Origin of the sequence: Pandoraea sp. SD6-2 (genome assembly GCF_000389825.1) — a bacterium.
Lineage (GTDB): Bacteria > Pseudomonadota > Gammaproteobacteria > Burkholderiales > Burkholderiaceae > Pandoraea > Pandoraea communis.
On sequence record NZ_KB944452.1, the window covers coordinates 177,960 to 193,817 of the forward strand.

The 15,858-nt window shown below is 65.0% G+C and carries 13 protein-coding genes; 9 read left to right on the forward strand and 4 right to left on the reverse strand.

Translation table 11 applies throughout. The annotated features are described in order from the left end of the window. The first annotated feature begins 130 nt into the window (after window positions 1-130). Window positions 131-1,093 carry a LysR substrate-binding domain-containing protein gene (locus tag C266_RS15770; RefSeq protein ID WP_036663308.1) on the forward strand — a complete coding sequence of 321 codons (963 nt, stop codon included), beginning with the start codon at window positions 131-133 and terminating at the stop codon, window positions 1,091-1,093. A gap of 131 nt (window positions 1,094-1,224) precedes the next feature. Continuing rightward, complete coding sequence (locus C266_RS15775) at window positions 1,225-2,502, forward strand: autotransporter strand-loop-strand O-heptosyltransferase (protein WP_010807078.1); 1,278 nt, start codon at window positions 1,225-1,227, stop codon at window positions 2,500-2,502. Here the strand turns inward: C266_RS15775 and C266_RS15780 are convergent. Beyond that, entirely contained in the window at window positions 2,499-3,389 is an 891-nt protein-coding gene (locus tag C266_RS15780) for an SDR family oxidoreductase (protein ID WP_010807079.1), read from the reverse strand. The two genes, C266_RS15775 and C266_RS15780, sit on opposite strands and share 4 nt — an antisense overlap. A gap of 98 nt (window positions 3,390-3,487) precedes the next feature. Here C266_RS15780 and C266_RS15785 point away from each other — a divergent pair, with 98 nt between their 5' ends. Continuing rightward, on the forward strand, window positions 3,488-4,351 hold the full coding sequence (locus C266_RS15785; protein ID WP_010807080.1) for a helix-turn-helix transcriptional regulator: 864 nt from the start codon (window positions 3,488-3,490) through the stop codon (window positions 4,349-4,351). 84 nt (window positions 4,352-4,435) lie between these two features. Here the strand turns inward: C266_RS15785 and C266_RS15790 are convergent, their stop codons facing one another. Further along, window positions 4,436-5,452, reverse strand: a complete 1,017-nt coding sequence (locus C266_RS15790) for a transporter (RefSeq protein WP_010807081.1) — start codon at window positions 5,450-5,452, stop codon at window positions 4,436-4,438. A 324-nt stretch (window positions 5,453-5,776) separates the two neighbouring features. Here C266_RS15790 and ppk2 point away from each other — a divergent pair, with 324 nt between their 5' ends. Next, window positions 5,777-6,697 (forward strand): polyphosphate kinase 2, encoded by a 921-nt coding sequence (gene ppk2, locus C266_RS15795; protein ID WP_010807082.1) that lies wholly within the window; start codon window positions 5,777-5,779, stop codon window positions 6,695-6,697. A gap of 130 nt (window positions 6,698-6,827) precedes the next feature. Here the strand turns inward: ppk2 and C266_RS15800 are convergent, their stop codons facing one another. Beyond that, window positions 6,828-7,685: a response regulator gene (locus tag C266_RS15800; protein ID WP_010807083.1), complete on the reverse strand. Its 858-nt coding sequence runs from the start codon at window positions 7,683-7,685 to the stop codon at window positions 6,828-6,830. A gap of 279 nt (window positions 7,686-7,964) precedes the next feature. Here C266_RS15800 and C266_RS15805 point away from each other — a divergent pair, with 279 nt between their 5' ends. The 4 genes from C266_RS15805 (at window position 7,965) to C266_RS15820 (ending at window position 13,495) form a co-directional block, all read left to right on the forward strand. Further along, window positions 7,965-8,597, forward strand: a complete 633-nt coding sequence (locus C266_RS15805; protein ID WP_010807084.1) for a hypothetical protein — start codon at window positions 7,965-7,967, stop codon at window positions 8,595-8,597. A 124-nt stretch (window positions 8,598-8,721) separates the two neighbouring features. Continuing rightward, window positions 8,722-9,876 carry a macrolide transporter subunit MacA gene (gene macA / locus C266_RS15810; RefSeq protein ID WP_010807085.1) on the forward strand — a complete coding sequence of 385 codons (1,155 nt, stop codon included), beginning with the start codon at window positions 8,722-8,724 and terminating at the stop codon, window positions 9,874-9,876. Further along, window positions 9,873-11,900: a MacB family efflux pump subunit gene (locus C266_RS15815; protein WP_010807086.1), complete on the forward strand. Its 2,028-nt coding sequence runs from the start codon at window positions 9,873-9,875 to the stop codon at window positions 11,898-11,900. Before macA ends, C266_RS15815 begins: the two co-directional genes overlap by 4 nt. A gap of 101 nt (window positions 11,901-12,001) precedes the next feature. Next, window positions 12,002-13,495: an efflux transporter outer membrane subunit gene (locus C266_RS15820; RefSeq protein WP_010807087.1), complete on the forward strand. Its 1,494-nt coding sequence runs from the start codon at window positions 12,002-12,004 to the stop codon at window positions 13,493-13,495. 22 nt (window positions 13,496-13,517) lie between these two features. On the opposite strand, the gene C266_RS15825 is transcribed toward C266_RS15820, so the two are convergent. Further along, window positions 13,518-14,612 carry an epimerase gene (locus C266_RS15825; protein ID WP_010807088.1) on the reverse strand — a complete coding sequence of 365 codons (1,095 nt, stop codon included), beginning with the start codon at window positions 14,610-14,612 and terminating at the stop codon, window positions 13,518-13,520. A 15-nt stretch (window positions 14,613-14,627) separates the two neighbouring features. Between C266_RS15825 and C266_RS15830 the strand changes: the two genes are divergently transcribed. Next, entirely contained in the window at window positions 14,628-15,662 is a 1,035-nt protein-coding gene (locus tag C266_RS15830; protein ID WP_010807089.1) for a CDP-6-deoxy-delta-3,4-glucoseen reductase, read from the forward strand. Window positions 15,663-15,858: the final 196 nt, after the last annotated feature.

Sequence of the window (15,858 nt, forward strand, 5' to 3'; positions counted from 1 at the left end):
CGCATCGGGTGTCAGGCCATTCTAGGCAGCCGCCAGCGGGGGGCGATTCTGAATTACTATGGGGGCATCATATTTTCGATATAAGCCCGGAACATCGGGGGTTTCAGGGGATTGAGGACAGATGGGGGCGATGCCATTCGATACGGGAGAGGCGGTTCGGCGGCTGACGACCCGGCTCAAGATGCGTCATCTCGTGCTGTTGCTGCAAATTCAGCAGCACGGCTCGCTCACCCGGGTGGCGGAGCATATGGCGACGAGCCAGCCGGCCGTGACAAGCTCCCTCGCGGAGCTGGAAAGCATGCTCGGTGGCCCGCTGTTCGACCGGACCCCGCGCGGCATGACGCCGACGCCGCTGGGCGCGGTCGTTCTCGCCCATGCGCAGGCGATGGTGCACGATCTGGATCATCTGACCCGGGACATCGAGGCGGTGATGGCCGGGCACGCCGCAAGGCTTCAGGTGGGCGTGATCCCCTACATCTCAGGCAAGACGCTCGCCGCCGCCATTCAGCAAACGCTCGCCCAGATTCCCCAGCGGCTGACCGTCACCCTGCACGAAGGCACCAGCGAAGCGCTGATGGCACAACTGCGCGATCACACGCTCGATGTCGTGATCGGACGCGCCGCCGCCAATGTCGACCTCACCCAGGTGCAGTTCGAAGTCCTGCATCATCAAATGCCGCGCGTGGTGGCCAGCCGCCGTCTGGCCGCCCGCCTCGGACGCAGCGCGCCCGTATGGTCGCAACTGGCCGAACTAGACTGGGTCATGGGCGCACCCAATACGCCCATGCGCGACCAGTTATCCGACCTGTTCCTGCACGCGGGCGTGGTGCCGCCGGTGCCGGTCGTCGAGAGTTTCTCGTCGCGCCTGACGGGCGAATTGCTCGCGAGCAGCGAGCGCGCGGTATCGCTGCTGCCCGCCGACATTGCAGAGGAACTGGTGCGTGTCGCGGGCGTGGCCGTCGTGCCATGGTCGCTCACGTGGACGCTGCCGCCGGTGGCGATGTTCACCCGTCGCGAAAACCCTCGCGAAACACATCTGCGCTTCACGCAGGCACTGCGCACGCAATACCAGGCGATGACCGGCGGGACGTAAGCATTTTTCGTCTTGCAGAAGGACGCTGGAAGGGCTTCTGACGTCAATACCGCGCAATTTCGTGAAATAGACCCCTTTCGGCTCGTTTGCCACGCGATTGATCGTGCAACGTACAGCGTAAGGTGTCGTGCATGAACGATGCCGTCCCTGCCCCCACACAAACCGACGTGACGACCACCGCCAACGCCCCGGTGGTAACGCCGTTTATCCCCTCACCGCACCAGATCTTTCTGGCGCCCGCGCTGCTGCCCACGCAAGTCGGCCCGGCCGGCCTGCGCTTCGACTTCAACGAGGGCGCGCGCGTGGTCATTCCCGACTTCGGTCAACCGCTGCCGTGGCGCGTGCGCATCAGCGATTTGCGCGACGACACCACGCTCACCGAGGTCTCGCTGTCATCGGGGGTCGTGCGCAGTCCGGCGAAGTACTTTGTGCCGTATGGCATCACGATCTGGCTGAACGACGTGGTGGTCTTCGAACATCGCTACGAGGCGCGCGATCAGGATGTGCTCGTGCAGTTCCCGCTCGCGGCACTGGGCGACGTACTCGGCTGGCTGCCCTATGCGCTGCGTTTCGCCAATACCCACGGTTGCCGCCTGGCCTGTGTGGTCACACCTGCGGTAGCGGCGCTCTTTCGCGACGCCTATCCCGACGTGGATTTTGTGGCGCAAGACAAGGTCGAGCGGCGCAAGTATTACGCCACGTACAACGTCGGCCTGTTCTTCGACGATCACGAACTCGTCCAGCAGCCGCGCGACTTCCGCGAGACCGGGTTGCATCGTACGGCGGCACACATTCTCGGCGTCGACGACACCGAGGCGCCTGCGAAGACGGCATTGCCGGACGTGTCTCGCCCGATGGCCGAGCCGTACGTGTGCATCGCGGTGCAGAGCACGGCGCAATGCAAGTACTGGAACCGGCCGCAGGGATGGGAGACGGTCGTGGCCGGTCTGCGCGAGCGCGGCGTACACGTGGTGTGCATCGATCAGAACGCACGGCACGGCAAAGGAGATTTCTGGCAGTCGATCCCGGCAGGCGCCATCGATGCGACGGGCAATCTGCCGCTGACCGAACGCGCGCGCTGGCTGATGCACGCGAACGCGTTCATCGGCTTGTCGAGCGGGCTGGCGTGGCTGGCGTGGACGATGGGCACTCCCACGGTGCTGATCTCGGGCTTCACGCTGCCGCACAATGAGTTCGCCACACCGTACCGTGTGATCGCGCGTGACGTCTGCACCGGCTGCTGGCATGACCCGGCGCTACGCTACGACCACGACGACTTTCACTGGTGCCCACGGCACACGGGCACCCCGCGGGCATTCGAATGCTCGCGAGAGATTCGCCCGGAAGATGTGTTGGCAGCGTTGGATCGGGTGCCGGGAATCGCGGAGAACGCAACAAACCGCGCTTAAGCGTTGTAGCGCGCTTCGTCGAGATCCGCGATCAGCGTCGGCCCGGTCGGATGCCAACCCAGCCGCGCCTGCGTCAAGGCGCTTGACGCCGGCATGTCCAGGCTCACGAACATCGACAACCAACCGAAATGCGCGTCAGCGTCCTCCAGAGCGATTGACGTCACCGGCAGGCCAAGGCCGCGCCCCAGCGACTCGGCGATGTCGCGGCTGGTAACGCCCGCCTCGCCGGCCGCGTGGTAGCGAGCGCCCTTTTCTCCGGCCTCGACGGCGAGCCGATAGAGACGCGCGACATCCGAAACGTGGCCCGCCGACCAGCGGTTGCGGCCATCCTCGATATAGGCAACGACGCCTTTTTCACGGGCCACGCCAATGAGCGGCGTAACGAGGCCCTGCCGGTAGAGATTGTGGACTTGCGGCAGTCGCACCACTGACACGTTGATACCGTCTTGCAGCAAGTCCTGCATCGCAAGTTCCGAGGCGATGCGCGGGTTGCGATGGGCGAGATTGAAGACGTCTTCCGTTGCCGGTTCGCCGTGCTGGCCGTTGCCCATGCCGACCCCCGAGGTGATAACGAGCGGACGGCCGGAGCCCGCGAGAGCGGCACCGAGGGCCGCGATCACTCGCCTGTCCTTCTCGCAATTCTCGACGAATCGACTGAAATCGTGATCGAACGCCGTGTGGATCACGCTATCGGCCTTCGCGGCACCGTTCGCCAGGCTCACGGGTTCCTCCAGCGTGCCAAGGTACGGTTCGACACCCGCCTCGATGAGGGCGCGGGCTCCCGCGTCCGAGCGCGTCAGGCCAATCACCTCGTGACCGGCGGCAATGAGTTCGGGAATGAGCGCCGAGCCGACGAAACCGGTCGCGCCTGTCAGAAAGATACGCATGGTGAAACCTCCTTGGTCATCAGGCGCTTACTATCCGATCATTCGCTATCCCGTTAAAGTAGTGATCACATCATAGTAAAGCGACTAACAGGCTCACCATGTCAGTCAACACCGCCAAATCGCTCGGCGACTTCCTGCGAAGCCGTCGCGCCCGACTCGATCCGGCGAGCTTCGGCTTTACCGGGCGCAGGCGCACGCCGGGCCTGCGCCGCGAAGAGGTGGCCCAGCGCGCGAGCATCAGCCCGACGTGGTACACGTGGCTCGAACAAGGCCGTGGAGGCGCCCCCTCTGCGGAAGTGCTGGACCGGATCTCCGGGGCATTGATGCTCACGCATACGGAGCGTGAGCATTTATTCATGCTGGGGCTCGGACGGCCGCCCGAAGTCCGCTACAGCCGCATCGACAGTGTCAGTCCGCGCCTGCAACGGCTGCTCGACTCGCTCGATGCCAGCCCGGCGATCATCAAAACCGCGACCTGGGATGTCGTCGCCTGGAACCACGCCGCCGCCGTAGTTCTGACGGACTATCAGACCTTGCCGCCCGGCGAGCGCAATATTCTCCACTTCCTATTCCGTAATCCCGACGTGCGGGCGAAGCAGCATGATTGGCTAAGCGTCGCCCGCTATGTCGTGGGCGCCTTCCGCGCGGATGCGGCGCGTGCGGGACTTGCCTCGGAAGTCGGCGAACTGGTCGCAGAACTGCGCAGTGTCAGTGCAGAGTTCGACACGCTATGGCAAGAAAACGAGGTGCTGGGTTACAACGAAGGACACAGCATCAAGCACATCAAGCATCCGGTGTTGGGAACCGTCGAGCTGGAATACTCGGCCTTTTCCGTCGATGGGCGGCCCGATCTGGGCCTGATCGTCTATACACCGCTCGATAGCAACGTCGCGCAGCAAATCCGGAGGCTCGCCGCACAACATCGGCGCGATAGCAGCGTGCCCGATAGCGCTACGGTATAGAGAGGCACCGCGATGGGGACTGCAAACCGCCTCACGCGCCCCATCGTGTGAATTGACGGCGATCCGAGCGCCGTCCCGGCGCACTCAATCCGGACGCCGGCGGAATGCCCACCAGCCGGCACCAGCGGTCCCGGTAGCCACGATGGCCACGAGTACCCAAAAGCCATGCGGATGGTCCGAGAGCGGAATGCCGCCCACGTTCATGCCGAAAAAGCCCGCCACGATATTGATGGGCAACGCGAGTACCGTCACGACCGTCAGCGTATAAATCGTGCGCTCGGTGCGCTCGCTGACCATCGCCGCGATCTCTTCCTGCAGCAATTTGATCCGCTCGAGCAACGCCGACAGATCGCTGAGCACCACCGCAAACTCTTCCGTGGCCTGACGGAATTCCTGCACGTCCTCGGCATGTCCCCACACGGGAGGACGGCTCAACAGCCGAAAGAGCGCCGCCGGCTCCGGCGCCAGCAGGCGCTGCAACCGCACGAGCACCCGGCGCAAAGACCCCAAATCCGCTCGGTTGCTCTCGATGCGTTGCTGCAACAACCTGTCCTCGACGGTATCCACACGGCGGCTCGTTTCACGCACGATACGCTCAAGCACGTCCGCCTGATCGCGCAGCAGATGCACCAGCAGCGCGAGCGGCGACCGGAAAGCGTCGCCACGCTTGACCGATGCCCGTAACTTGTCGATCGATCTGAGCGGCTTCACACGTCCGGTCACCAATAGCCGGGCATTGGCAGCCACACGCAGCGTCGATATTTCCGACTGCGCAATGTCGAACGCGAAAATCACGTCGTTGATGACGGCAAGCAGCCAATCGTCGGAATGTTCGATGCGCGTGGAACGCGAGCCTTCGCTCAGACTCTCGTAGAACTCGTGGGGCAAGCTCAGATGCTGTTGCAGCCACTTCTCGCACGCGGCGTGCGCAAAGTTGAAATGCAGCCACACAAAACCTTCCGCACGCTCGCCTTGCGCCAGCCACTCGAGCGCCTCGGCCGAATCGATGGGTTCGGGCGGTGCACCGTCGGTAAAGCGGTAGCCGTAGATCAGGCCAGCCTGATCGCAGCCGTAAGCGTTGTGAACTAGATCGGCAAACATGCGCGCGGAGTCTGAACGGACGTGAGCAATGACTTGAATCGCGCCGCAGCACGGTGGGATCGACCATCATGACAATGTCACATTTCATTTTCGTGACAGAAAAATCCCACGCCGCCAGCGCCGCTCACGCCCGCCAGGCGGGCCACCCAGGAGAACGCGCCGCAGCAGTGTTCGCCAACGCCACGCAGGTGTCATAAAATCGTCGCATACTCGGGATTCCACTCCTGGGCGCGCCTTGCGCGCGGTATCGCGCAGCGTCTGCCTGTCGTCACCCACGTTATACGGGTGCCCTTTGTGTTTTCTGGCCCGAAAGAGATCGTCGCCATGACCCAATTCGATTCCGACGCCGACCACGACGCCTCGCTTACGCGTCGTCTCCAAGATGATCTGATCGACAGCTACGACGAAGAGATCGAGATGGAGATTGACGATCTTCGCCTGCTCGGCCTGAACGACCTGAGCGACACCGCGCGCGGGGACCGTCTGCAGTATTTCCGCGAGTTGTTCCGCCTGCAAGGCGAACTCGTCAAGTTGCAAGATTGGGTCATGCGCAGCCGTCACCGGCTCGTGGTGATCTTCGAAGGCCGCGACGCCGCCGGCAAAGGCGGCGCGATCAAGCGCATCACGCAGCGCCTGAATCCTCGTGTGTGCCGCGTGGCGGCCCTGCCCGCGCCCAACGATCGCGAGCGCACGCAATGGTATTTTCAGCGCTACGTGCAGCATCTGCCCGCCGCTGGCGAAATCGTGCTGTTCGACCGTAGCTGGTACAACCGCGCGGGCGTGGAGCATGTCATGGGCTTCTGCACGCAGAGCGAGTACGAAGAGTTCTTCCGCTCGGTACCCGAATTCGAGAAGATGCTTGTGCGCAGCGGCGTCCAGATCATCAAATACTGGTTCTCGATCTCTGACGACGAGCAGGAAGCGCGCTTCCTCGCACGTATTCAAGACCCGCTCAAGCAGTGGAAACTCAGCCCGATGGATCTCGAAAGCCGTCGTCGCTGGGAAAGCTACACGCGCGCCAAGGAAGTCATGATCGAACGCACGCACATTCCGGAAGCGCCGTGGTGGGTAGTGCAGGCCGACGACAAGAAGCGCGCGCGTCTGAATTGCATTCATCACCTGCTCGCGCAAGTGCCGTATCATGACGTGGAGCGCTCGCCCGTTGTGCTGCCCGAGCGGGCGCGCAGCGAGGACTACATTCGCCATCCGGTGGCAGATGAGATGATCGTGCCGGAGATTTACTGACTACGCGGGCTCGAACACCTGCAAGTCCGCCTGCCGCGCTCGGCGGCAGGCGCAGCGTGATCCGAAGCACGCCGCCCTGCGCCCGGTCTCGCCCGCGAATCCGTCGCGCGAACCACGAGTCGCGCGGCAGTCAGCGCCGATTCACGCAACCGACTCCCGCCATGCGCGCACCATGCGCTTGCCGACCGATGCCAACCGATGCCGACGAGGTGAGCGACAATGCATCGTCGCTGCCGTCAATGCCACCGGATCGCTCCCGCACACCGGCCGTCGCGCCCTCTGGCAATTCGCCACCCGGCACGAAGACGTAGCCCGTACCGCGAATCGTCTGGATGTAACGCGGCACCGACGGGTCGGTTTCGATGAGACGCCGCAAACGCCACACCGGCACATCCAGACTGCGGTCACGGAATGCGATGCCGTCGCCGTAGAGCATGGCGTGCAGCTTCACGCGCGGCAGCACCTGCATCGGATGTTGCGTGAACGCCTTGAGCATGGCGAATTCCGTATCGCGCAGCGGCAGACGCTCGCCCTCACGTTGCAACGTGCGTAGCGAGAAATCCAGCGCAAACGGGCCGAAGCGGTAGGGAGCGCGTGCATCGGGCGCGCTGGCCGCCACCGGTCCGCGACGGCGCAGCACCGCGTGAATGCGGGCAAGCAACTCACGCGGATCGAACGGCTTGGTGAGGTAATCGTCCGCGCCCAGCTCCAACCCGAGCGCCCGGTCGAGCGAGCCGCCACGCGCCGACAGCATGATGACCGGGATGTCGTCACCGGTCGCGCGCAAATCCTGCAACGCACGCAGGCCATCGCGCTCCGGCATCATGGTGTCGAGCAGAATCACCGACGGCCGCTCGAGTTCGAGACGGCGCAGCAGCAACGCGCCGTTGTGAAGTGCCGAGACCTGCATCCCATTGGCGTGCAGCAATTCGCGCAACAGGTCACGAGCGACAGGATCGTCGTCGACCAGAAGAACATGCAGACTCATGAAAATTTCCCGGTCATGAAAGAGATACACGGCAGTTTGCGCGCCCGTCCAGTGTCGCGTTAGCCGAAGCATCTTATAGAATGGCGCCTAATCCTTATTTCAGAAAGGATAGGTAAGACAGATCGACGCCAGACGTCGGTACGGCAGTCCGCCAAGCGTCCATGAGAGCGATATTTAAGCGACGTTAGGCGGCATAGCGCACATTTGCCTTCATTTTTCCGCGTGCCCGCCGACACCACAACGTTGTCCACATCGCCCGCGAGGGGCATGGGAGGCAGCATGTGCCGCGCAATCTTCACACTGTGCAGCCGCTCGACGGCGACCCTGGCGACGGCGCTCTCGCTGAGCGCCTCCGCCCTGGCCGCCCCGAACGCCTTGTCTGGCGAGGCTGAGGCCTCGTCCAGCGCCGTTTCGGGTGCCCCCGCCCCGGCAATCGTGCAGAATTTCGGTCACGATCCCTTCCTCCACATTTCCACCGCCATTGCCGACTGCCCCACGCCGCTCGGCCCCGCCATGCGCGAATCCGACTGGCTCGCCGATGCCCATCACCGGATCGAAAAAGGCAACCATTGCTGGCTGGAAGGGCGCTGCCGGTTGTCGAACAGCTATCGCTACGACGTGGAGATCGCTGAATCCGCCCAACGGCGTCTCTCGGCCATTGCCACCGATATTCCATGGGCTGCGCAGACGTCGCTCTGGCTCACGTTTCAGCGGCGCATCATCGTTGTGCAAGGGTGTGTCGCCCCCGGTTTCGCCCTTTCGAAATTTCTCAAGGCGCTGGGCGAGACGGCCGACGTGGAAGCCGTGGTCGATCAGGTCGTTGTGCGCCGTGCCGGCGCGCCCATGCCGCGCCTGACTTACCCGACACCGGCGCACCCCGACCTGCCCGCCGGGGCGCACGCACTGCCCTGACGCCACGGGCCGGTCAACTCTGTTCACAAAGTGCCAACAACTGAAAACAGTTTGCGACACCGCATTTGATTAGGATCGCCACAGGTCCGCGCATTGCGGCAGCTATTGGCCTATTCCCTGATCGATGAAGCGCTTTTCCCCGTTCCCTCTCACGCGCCGCCGCAAGATCGGCGCGGCGGTTCTCGTTGTGCTTTGCGGCCTCGCCATCTGGCAGTGGCCGCGCCCGAAGCCGCCTGCGTATCTCAGCGCAAAAGTCACGCGCAGCGATCTCGAAGACGCCGTGCTCGCCACGGGTGTGCTCCAGCCCATCAAACAAGTGGAAGTGGGCTCGCAGGCCAACGGTCAGTTGCGCTCGCTCAAGGTGGTGCTCGGCGATCGCGTCACCAAGGGGCAGTTGCTCGCGGAAATCGATCCGACGTCGAGCGATAACGACCTGCGTGAGGCGAATGCCGGACTCACCACGCTGGCGGCAGATCGTCGCGCCAAGGCGATTCGTCACGCGCAAGCCGAACGCGAGCTGGCACGTCAACGACAGTTGGCGCGCGACGACGCGACGTCGCCGCGCGATCTGGAAAAGGCTCGTACCGAGTCCGACGCACTGAGCGCCGAACTCGCCTCGCTCGATTCGCAGATCAGTCAGCAGAACGTGAAGGTCGACAAGGCTCGCACGAACCAGTCGTACACGCGCATCACCTCGCCGATCACGGGCACGGTCACGTCGATCACCACACAGGAAGGTCAGACGGTCACGGCGATCTACCAGATCCCCACCATTCTGAAAGTTGCCGACCTGTCGATGATGACGGTTCGCGCGCAAGTCTCCGAAGCGGACGTCGTGCGGATTCGCGAGGGCCTGCATGTGTACTTCACGATTCTCGGTTCGGCCGAGACCCGTTACGAAGGCAAGCTGCGTGTTATTCAACCGTCGCCCGAGAAGATCAACAACGCGATCTTCTTCAACGCGCTCTTCGACGTGCCGAACCCGACCGGTGAGCTGCGTCCCGACATGACCGCGCAGGTCTCGATCGTGCGCGCACACATCGAAAACGCACTGACGTTTCCGTCCGCCGCCCTCGGCGAAAAACGTGCCGACGGCCGCTATCGCGTGCGCGTGCTCGACAAGAAGGGCGATGCGCAAGTGCGCTGGGTGAAAGTCGGGCTCGACAATCGACTCATGGCCCAGGCGCTCGACGGCTTGTCCGAAGGCGATCGGGTCGTGACTGCCGACCCGACCGACGCGCCGCCCCCCGGCAGCAACGATACCGGAGCCCTGCTGTGACAAGCGCCGCCGCACCGCTGCTTCGCCTGACGGGCGTCTCGCGCACCTTCGGCGAGGGCGTGGGTACCGTCACCGTACTGCGCGACGTCGAACTCGAGATCGGGCGCGGCGAGATGGTCGCGATCATGGGGCCGTCCGGCTCGGGCAAGTCGACACTGATGAACGTGCTCGGCTGCCTCGACCGGGCAAGCGGCGGACGCTATGAAATCGACGGGCAGGACGTCGCCTCGCTCTCGGACGATGCGCTCGCCGCTCGGCGGCGCGAGTCCTTCGGCTTCATCTTCCAGCGGTATCACCTGATGGGGCATCTCACGGCGCAGGGCAATGTCGAAGTGCCCGCCGTATACGCAGGCACACCGAAGGCGATCCGCGCGTCGCGCTCGGCAGCCTTGCTCGAGCGCCTCGGACTTGGCAAGCATTTATCGCACCGGCCGTCGCAAATGTCCGGTGGACAGCAACAGCGCGTGAGCATCGCGCGGGCGCTGATGAACGGTGGCGACATCATCCTCGCCGATGAGCCGACCGGCGCACTCGACAGCCGCAGCGGGCTCGAAGTCATGCAGATCCTGCGCGAATTGCACGCACGCGGGCACACGATCATTCTCGTGACGCACGATCCCGGTGTGGCGGCATGGGCGCAACGCGTCATCGAGATTGCCGACGGACGCATCGTGCGCGATCGCGTGAACGATACGCCTCAAGCGACGCTGCCCGATGCAGCGGCAACGGCGCAACGCGCGCCGTCGCACAACGATAACCTCGACGACCGGACGCCAGTCGCCGCCGCAACCGAGCCCCACCGCAGCTCGACCGGCTGGATGAGCGGTTGGCCGACGTTCTCCGAAAGCCTGTCGATGGCGTGGCACGCACTGGCGTCGCATCGCTTGCGCACCGGGCTGACGATGCTCGGCATCATCATCGGCATCACGTCGGTCGTGTCGCTCTCGGCCATCGGCGAAGGCACGAAGCGGCGCGTGCTCAACGACATCGGCAACATCGCGCCGAACACGATCACCGTGCTGCGCGGCAAGGACTTCAACGACGACAAGGCCGCCGAGATTCGCACCCTGCTGCCGCGCGACGCCGCCCTGCTCGCCGCCCAGCCGTACACCGACAGCGTGACGCCGCAGCTCGGCCCGCGCACGGCGCGCATGCGCTTCGGGCGCCTGGACACCGATGCGCAAGTGCATGGGGAAGGCGCCGATTTCATGCGCGCCAACGGTCTGAATCTCGCCCGCGGACGCAGCTTCGATGCCTCGGAAGTCGAACGTCAGGCGCAGGTTGCGCTGCTCGGCGAGAACACCCTCAAGAAGCTGATGCCGAACGGCGGCGATCCGGTCGGTCAGATCGTGCTCGCGGGGTCGCTTCCACTGCGAATCATCGGCGTGGTGCGCGATCGTTCATCGATGTTCGTGAGCCGCTCGCTCAACGTCTATGTCCCGTGGACGACGGTGGCGAGCCGTCTGGCAGGACAGCAGCATCTGGAGTCGATCACGGTGCGCATTCTCGATGGGCATCCTCCTGCGGCGGCCGAGGCGGGCATTATCCGCGTGCTCACGCGCGCGCACGGTCAGAAGGACTTCTTCACGTTCAACATGGACACCATCGTGAAGTCGATCTCGCGCACCAGTCAGATGCTCACGCTGCTGCTCTCGTTCGTGGCGCTGATCTCGCTCGTGGTCGGCGGCATCGGCGTGATGAACATCATGCTGGTCTCGGTCACGGAACGCACACGCGAGATCGGCATTCGACGCGCCATCGGCGCGCGGCGTCAAGACATTCTCCGGCAGTTCCTGATCGAAGCGGTGCTCGTCTGCCTGATGGGCGGCGCCGTCGGTGTGGCGCTGTCGTATGCCATCGGCTGGCTCGTTGCGACCTTCGTGCCGCAGGTCGCCGTCGTGTTTTCCGCCCATACGTTCACGGCCGCTGTCGCGTGCGCGTGCGTCATCGGTGTCGTGAGTGGCTGGTGGCCTGCGCGCAGCGCCGCACGGCTCGATCCGGTCGATGCCCTGGCTCGCGAATGATTCGCCTCCCACCGTCCCGCAGTGCCCCCCTATGGCTCGGGACGGCTTTATACCCCGCGCGCGATTCGGTGTCGCGCGCGGGGGTCTTTTTGAAAGATTCGATGATTCGCGCTTCCAGATCTCTTCACACGCGCTGCGCGGCACCGACGCTGCCAACGCCGGCGCAACGGCCGATCTTGCCGCCGCTCTGCGCGATCGCCGTCGCCGTATTGCTCGCCGGATGCAGCCTCACACGCACTGCCTATGAGCGCCCCGCGTTGACCGTTCCCGCACAATTTCACACGCCACTCGATGGCGCTCAAAACACCGCCGCGAGCCCATCGCAGCGTGCCGGCGACGTCATCGATCCGTGGTGGCAAGCGTTCCGCGAGCCGCAGCTCGACACGCTTGTCCGGCAAGCACTGGAGGCTAACCCCGGACTCGCCCTCAAAGCGTTGCAGGCAGATCGCGACGCGCTGCAAGCCGGTCTGACCGGCGCGAATCGCTGGCCGCAGTTCACCGGTTCCGTGACCGGCGCCAAGTCGCGCGCGCTCGATGGCGGCAAGGCTGCGATTGCCTACAACGGCCAGACGCAGACGGCCTCCGGCGCCGCCCTCGGTATCAGCTACGAGATCGATCTGTGGAACAAACTCGCCGCGCAACGCGATGCCGCGCATTGGCAGGCCACCGCCAGCGCATGGGATCGACGCGCTGCCGCGCTCTCGCTGTCGAGCCAGGTGGCGTCGCTCTATTGGCGCGTGGCGTATCTGAACGAGAACGTGCGCAGCGCCACCGAGGATCTGGCAGCTGCCGAGCGGACCGTGGCGCTAGTCGATGCGCGCCGGCGCGCCGGGGCCGTCTCGGCGATCGATCCGGTGCAGGCGCAGCAGGATCGCGACGCCGTGGCCGGCGCACTGGCAGACTGGGAACGGCGGCGCGACATCGCGCGGCACTCGCTCGCCAACGCATTGGGCCTGCCTGCGCAGACGCGCTTTGCCGAAAGCCCCTCGCTCGCCCCGGTCTATCTGCCGGACGTCGCGCCAGGCCTGCCCGCGTCGCTGCTCGCGCGGCGCCCCGATCTCGCCGCCGCCGAGACCCGCGTGCGGGCGCGATTGGCCGATGTCGATGCCGCGCGGCTCTCGTTCTATCCGTCGATCACCCTCAACGGCACGGCCGCGACCAGCAGCGATTCGCTCTCGCGGCTGCTGGCCAATCCCGTAGGCACGCTCGCTGCCACCATCGCCATGCCGTTCTTGCAAGTACAGACGGCACGTTTCAGCACCGCGCTCGCCCGAAACGACTACGAGCAATCGGTCGCCACGTTCCGCAGCACCCTGCTCACCGCGCTGACCGAAGTCGAAGACGCGCTCTCAGCGCGCGAGCGCACCACATCGCAATACGCGTCGCTCGCCCGCGCGGCGGCGTTGGCGCAGCGTGCGGCGGATTTATCCGGTGCGCGCTATCGCGCAGGGGATGTCGATCTGCAAAGCTGGCTCGACGCACAGCGGCTCGCCCGTCAGGCCCGGCGCAATGCCGCACAGACACGCCTCGATCAGATCGACGCGATGCTCTCGCTCGTCAAGGCGCTGGGCGGTACGTTGGAACCCGCCGGCTGAAACGCGAGCGGCACGACGAGACTCAGGCGGCTTCGCTCGATGGTGACGGTGGCGGCAACGTGGCGAGCAGCGCCGCCACGTCGGGGTACGTCAACCGATAACGCAACTCGCGCTTGAGCCGAGTGTTGTCCAGACGCCGCGACTCCGACATGAACGACAGCAGCGTCGGCGCCAGCACACGGGCCGCCTCGTCGCGCGAAATGCGCGGCGGCCGGGCAAGGCCCAGCGCGTCGGCCACATGGTCGAAATACTCCCCCATACGCCACTCGGTGTCGTCGCTCGCGTGCACGACCCGCTGCGCCTTGCCGCGCCACATCGCGCGAATCAGGATCGCGGCCAGATCGTCGGCATGAATATGGTTGGTGAAAACGTCATCGGACACCTGCAACGCCGGCGTGCCACGCTGCAAACGCACAACGGGAAGACGGTCTGCCGCATATATGCCCGGAATACGCACGATAGAGGCCCGCCAGGGGGCTCGGGCGCGCTCGGCATGGCGCCATGCCGCACGCGCGCCCGCCACCGCTGGCACCCTCGCGCGGGCCGGGCCTGCGCTCAGCACACGGCGGCGGTGGCGAGCATGCGCCGACGGGCGGCCAAGCGAGCGTATCGTCCTCTCCGCGTCGACACGACGCTGTCCGCGCGGCGATCGCGGCTGCGGCGCGCGGGTCTCGTCCACGTAAGCGCCGCCACAGTCGCCGTAGACGCCGCTGGTGCTCGCGTAGACCAGCAGGCGGCGGGATGGCCGGGGCGGGCGCGACAAGGCGCGAGCGCCCCCCTCAGGTACAATAACCGGCTTCGGCGGACGGGTCAGCGCCGCGCGCAAACGGCGCGTGCGCAGATCCAGCGAGCCACTGCCGGCGGCCCCGGCAGGCGGAGCGAGATGCAGTACGCGCGGGGCCAGACGGCCAATGCGACGCAGGCTCGCCGCGTCGTCCAGATTCGCGACGACGGGTATGGCGCTCGCTGCGCGCAATGCCGCATGACGGGCATCGCTGGAGGTCACGGCAAAGACGCGAAAGCGTTTGACGAGGGCCGGCAGCGCGCGCATGCCGACGTCGCCGCAGCCCACGATCAACAGGCGCGGGCGACCGAAGGATTTCGACGGATTTTTCATTTTTTGGATTGTAGTATGGCTTACAACGTTACCCTCGTGCCGAGCGGGCGCGAGTTCCAGATCGAAGACGGCGAGGCCGTGCTCTCCGCAGCGTTGCGTCAGGGCATCGGTTTGCCTTACGGCTGCAAGAATGGCGGTTGCGGTTCGTGCAAGGCCAAGCTGGTCGAAGGCAGCGTCGAGCACGGCGCGCACTCCAGCTCTGCACTCACCAAAGAGGAAGAAACACGCGGCTTCGCATTGCTGTGCTGCGCCCACGCCAAAGGCGACCTCGTCGTCGAATCGCGCGAAGTCAAAGGCATCGGCGACATTCCGGTCAAGCGCCTGCCGTGCCGCGTGAACGCACTCGAGCGGCGCGCCGACGACGTCATCGTGATGCGTCTGCAATTGCCTGCCAACGAGCGTTTCCAGTACCTCGCCGGCCAGTACATCGAGTTCATCCTGAAGGACGGCAGGCGTCGCAGCTATTCGATGGCGACCGCGCCGCACGAAGAAGGCATCCTCGAGCTTCATCTGCGTCACATGCCCGGCGGCGTGTTCACCGATCACGTCTTCAATCACATGAAGGAGCGCGAGATCCTGCGCTTCGAAGGGCCGCTGGGCACGTTCTTCCTGCGCGAAGATTCGAACAAACCCATCGTGCTGCTCGCCTCGGGCACCGGCTTCGCGCCGATCAAGGCGATCGTCGAGCACGCCGTTCACAAGGGCCTCGACCGGCCGATGACGCTGTATTGGGGCGCGCGCCGGTTGAAAGACATCTACCTGCGCGAACTGGCCGAACAGTGGGCGCGCGACATTCCGGGCTTCCGTTTCGTGCCGGTACTCTCCGAGCCCGCGCCGGAAGATCGGTGGCAAGGCCGCACGGGCTTCGTGCATCGCGCCGTGGCGGAAGACCTGCCGGATATGTCGGGGTACGAAGTCTACGCCTGCGGCGCACCCGTGATGGTGGAGTCGGCACGCCGCGACTTCGTCGCGCATCACCATCTGCCGGAGGACGCGTTCTTCGCCGATGCATTCACCACCGAAGCCGACAACCCCGGCGGGGGTCAGTGAACCGGACGACGCGAGCCGCCCGCAGAGATGCACGCACGCCACAGTGCACGCGTACCCTTTGACAAGCGCCGCATCATCACCTTATGCTTGCCGACATGAACCTGATTGCCATCGCCTCGATCCGACGTCGCCGTACGCTGCCCCAACCGGGATGCCGCGCGGCACGCTATCGACTGCGATAACACGCAAGTTCTCA

Bases quoted from the DNA above. Each gene is read 5' to 3' on its own strand.
- C266_RS15770 (WP_036663308.1), top strand. From the start codon at position 131: ATGCCATTCGATACGGGAGAGGCGGTTCGGCGGCTGACGACCCGGCTC.
- C266_RS15775 (WP_010807078.1), top strand. From the start codon at position 1,225: ATGAACGATGCCGTCCCTGCCCCCACACAAACCGACGTGACGACCACC.
- C266_RS15780 (WP_010807079.1), bottom strand. From the start codon at position 3,389: ATGCGTATCTTTCTGACAGGCGCGACCGGTTTCGTCGGCTCGGCGCTC.
- C266_RS15785 (WP_010807080.1), top strand. From the start codon at position 3,488: ATGTCAGTCAACACCGCCAAATCGCTCGGCGACTTCCTGCGAAGCCGT.
- C266_RS15790 (WP_010807081.1), bottom strand. From the start codon at position 5,452: ATGTTTGCCGATCTAGTTCACAACGCTTACGGCTGCGATCAGGCTGGC.
- ppk2 (WP_010807082.1), top strand. From the start codon at position 5,777: ATGACCCAATTCGATTCCGACGCCGACCACGACGCCTCGCTTACGCGT.
- C266_RS15800 (WP_010807083.1), bottom strand. From the start codon at position 7,685: ATGAGTCTGCATGTTCTTCTGGTCGACGACGATCCTGTCGCTCGTGAC.
- C266_RS15805 (WP_010807084.1), top strand. From the start codon at position 7,965: ATGTGCCGCGCAATCTTCACACTGTGCAGCCGCTCGACGGCGACCCTG.
- macA (WP_010807085.1), top strand. From the start codon at position 8,722: ATGAAGCGCTTTTCCCCGTTCCCTCTCACGCGCCGCCGCAAGATCGGC.
- C266_RS15820 (WP_010807087.1), top strand. From the start codon at position 12,002: ATGATTCGCGCTTCCAGATCTCTTCACACGCGCTGCGCGGCACCGACG.
- C266_RS15825 (WP_010807088.1), bottom strand. From the start codon at position 14,612: ATGAAAAATCCGTCGAAATCCTTCGGTCGCCCGCGCCTGTTGATCGTG.
- C266_RS15830 (WP_010807089.1), top strand. From the start codon at position 14,628: ATGGCTTACAACGTTACCCTCGTGCCGAGCGGGCGCGAGTTCCAGATC.